The following is a 1,873-nucleotide window of genomic DNA, read 5'->3' as shown; positions in this document are numbered from 1 at the left end:
ATGCCCACCCCCAGAACATGCTTTTCGCCGGGCCGGTCTTACGCCCGATCCCGCGATGAGGTGAGATGGACCACATGAGCGAACCACGCACTGTCCGCGCACCGCACGGCCCCGAGATCACCGCCAAGAACTGGCAGACCGAGGCCGCCAAGCGCATGCTGATGAACAACCTCGACCCGGAGGTGGCCGAGCGCCCCGACGACCTGGTCGTCTACGGCGGCACCGGCCGCGCCGCGCGGTCCTGGGAGGCGTACGACGCCATCGTCCGCACCCTCGACGAGCTCGAGGCCGACGAGACGCTGCTGGTGCAGTCGGGCAAGCCGGTCGGCGTCTTCCGCACCCACGAGTGGGCGCCGCGCGTCCTGATCGCCAACTCCAACCTCGTCGGCGACTGGGCGACCTGGCCGGAGTTCCGGCGGCTGGAGTCGCTCGGCCTGACCATGTACGGCCAGATGACCGCCGGCTCGTGGATCTACATCGGCACCCAAGGCATCCTCCAGGGGACGTATGAGTGCTTCGCCGCGATCGCGCGCAAGCGCTTCAAGGGGACCCTGGCCGGGACGCTGACCCTGACCGGTGGCGCGGGCGGCATGGGCGGTGCGCAGCCCCTCGCGGTGACGCTCAACGAGGGCGTCGTGATCGTCGTCGACGTCGACGCCGCCCGCCTCCAGCGCCGGGTCGACCACGGCTACATGGACACCGTGGCCGCGGATCTCGACGACGCGCTGGCCCAGGCCGAGGAGGCCAAGAAGTCGCGTGCGCCGCGCTCCATCGGCCTCGTCGGCAACTGCGCCGCGGTCTTCCCCGAGATCCTGGCGCGCGAGGTCGAGGTCGACATCGTCACCGACCAGACCTCGGCGCACGACCCGCTCTCCTACCTCCCGCTGGAGTACACCGTCGAGGAGTGGGCCGCGCGCGCCGCGGAGGACCCCGACGACTTCACCGAGAAGGCGCAGGCCTCGATGGCCAAGCACGTCGAGGCGATGGTCGGCTTCATGGCGCGTGACGCCGAGGTCTTCGACTACGGCAACTCGCTGCGCGAGGGAGCCCGTCTGGGCGGGTTCGCGGACGCGTTCGCCTTCCCCGGCTTCGTCCCCGCCTACATCCGGCCGCTCTTCGAGGAGGGTCTGGGCCCGTTCCGCTGGGCGGCGCTCTCGGGTGACCCCGAGGACATCGCCAAGACCGACCGGGCGATCGTCGAGCTCTTCCCCGAGAACGAGGGCCTCAAGCGCTGGATCACCCAGGCGGGCGAGAAGGTGCACTTCGAGGGCCTGCCTGCCCGGATCTGCTGGCTTGGCTACAAGGAGCGCCACCTCGCCGGGTTGAAGTTCAACGAGATGGTCGCCTCCGGGGAGCTCTCGGCGCCGGTCGTCATCGGCCGCGACCACCTCGACTCCGGGTCCGTGGCCTCGCCCTACCGCGAGACGGAGGCGATGAAGGACGGGTCCGACGCGATCGCCGACTGGCCGCTGCTCAACGCGTTGCTCAACACCGCGTCCGGCGCGAGCTGGGTGAGCATCCACCACGGCGGCGGCGTCGGCATCGGCCGCTCCATCCACGCGGGCCAGGTCTGCGTCGCCGACGGCACTCCGCTCGCCGCGGAGAAGATCGAGCGGGTGCTGACCAACGACCCCGGAACCGGCGTCATGCGCCACGTGGACGCCGGCTACGAGCACGCGCGCGATGTCGCCCGCGAGCGTGGCCTCAACGTCCCGATGCTCGACGCCTGACGCAGGCAGACGACTGTGGTGGTCTCGACACGCTCGGCCGTGGCCGGCCTCACGGCTCGACCAGCGGTTTCCCCGCTGGTCGAGCCGCCGGAGCCGCTAGGCGGAGGCGTGTCGAGACCAACACATCAGCCACCGCGAAACGA

General features: G+C 70.6%; 1 protein-coding gene. It reads left to right on the top strand.

Annotation, left to right across the window (positions count from 1 at the left end; translation table 11 throughout):
* Window positions 1-74: 74 nt before the first annotated feature.
* Window positions 75-1,730: a urocanate hydratase gene (gene hutU / locus ACFV9G_RS29780; protein ID WP_378733082.1), complete on the top strand. Its 1,656-nt coding sequence runs from the start codon at window positions 75-77 to the stop codon at window positions 1,728-1,730.
* Window positions 1,731-1,873 lie beyond the last annotated feature (143 nt).

The organism is Nocardioides sp. NPDC059952, from assembly GCF_042730435.1.
Classification (GTDB): domain Bacteria; phylum Actinomycetota; class Actinomycetes; order Propionibacteriales; family Nocardioidaceae; genus Nocardioides.
The sequence above is the reverse complement of the archived record's forward strand: the minus strand, read 5'-3'. Positions and strand labels throughout refer to the sequence as shown.

What these genes read in the sequence shown, in the direction of transcription:
- hutU (WP_378733082.1), top strand. Translation starts at nt 75, where the DNA reads ATGAGCGAACCACGCACTGTCCGCGCACCGCACGGCCCCGAGATCACC.